The 1,155-nt window shown below is 66.1% G+C and carries 1 protein-coding gene; it reads left to right on the forward strand.

Features of this window, described 5'->3' with window-relative positions:
* On the forward strand, positions 1 to 328 hold a 328-nt coding region (locus tag SREC43747_RS21760), incomplete at its 5' end, for an RDD family protein (RefSeq protein ID WP_029722997.1).
* Between the last annotated feature and the right edge of the window lie 827 nt (positions 329 to 1,155).

Consider the following 1,155-nt stretch of genomic DNA (forward strand, 5'->3'; position numbering starts at 1 on the left):
GGGTACCACCGGTCAGACGATCGGTCAGAAGATGGTCAAGATCAAGACCGTCAGCGAGCAGACCGGTCAGCCGGTCGGTTTCGGCAACGCCTTCCTGCGGGTGCTGTGCCACACGCTCGACGCCCTTGCTTGCTACGTCGGTTTCTTGGCGCCGTTGTGGGACGAGAAGCGGCAGACCTGGGCGGACAAGATCATGCGGACCGTGGTGGTGCGGGTGAACGAGCAGCCCGGTGTGCCCCAGGTCGGATATGGGCAGCCCGGGTACCCGCAACAACCCGGTTATCCCCAACAGCCCGGGTTTCCCCCACCGCCTGGGTACGGCCAGTGATGGTGCTCTGATCGTGGTGCGAGTTCGCCGGGTGGTCTCCAGTGGAGGCCACCCGGTTGCTTCGCGCTGGTCCTGTGCTGGTGGTTCGCGTTGCAGGGGGCACGCCCTGAGGTCCTCCGCTCGAGCCGCGGAGCCGTCGGGCGCTCGTGGAGCACGCGGTTCCCGGGAGCTCGTCGATGTCTGAGGTGCCCGCTGTTGTCCGGCACCCTCGTGGCGATCATCGTCGGTGTGCTGAGCGGTTTGTCGTCGGCGCCAGGAGCGGTGGTGTTGCGCTGGTGCGCCCCTCGTCTTGGCGCTCGTCGTGGTCGTGGCGTCCAGTCGCGCCGCTCCTCGAGTTCGGAGCTCGGCGTGCCTACGGAAAGCACCGGTCACCGCTCGGCTTCGGCAACGCGTGTTCCTGCGGGAGATCTGCCACGAGTTCGACGGGTCGGCCTGCGGTGTTGGCGCCGTTGTGGGACGAGAAGCGGCAGACCTGGACGGACGAGATCGTGCGGATCGTGGGGGTGCGTGTGGACGACCAGCCCAGTGTGCTCCACTGAGGACACTCCACATCCGCTGGTTGTTCGCAAAGCCCGGGTTCCCGCCGTCGGCCGGACATGACCAGTGATAATGCTCTGGCTCGCAGCGCGAATTCGCCAAATGGTCTCCAATGGACATCGAAGACCACTCGGCTGAGGGTGCGCTGGTGCCGGTCGGTGTCGCGCCGACCGATGGAAGCATTCTGCTGGTTCGTGTTGAAGAGGGAGCATTCGTGACGAACCCCTACGGTCCTCCGTCCGGTCCGCAGTCCTTCGGGCAGCCGTCAGGTGGGTTTCCACAGCAGCCCG

The sequence above is a fragment of the Saccharopolyspora rectivirgula DSM 43747 genome (genome assembly GCF_000497205.1).
In the GTDB taxonomy this organism is placed as follows: domain Bacteria; phylum Actinomycetota; class Actinomycetes; order Mycobacteriales; family Pseudonocardiaceae; genus Saccharopolyspora; species Saccharopolyspora rectivirgula.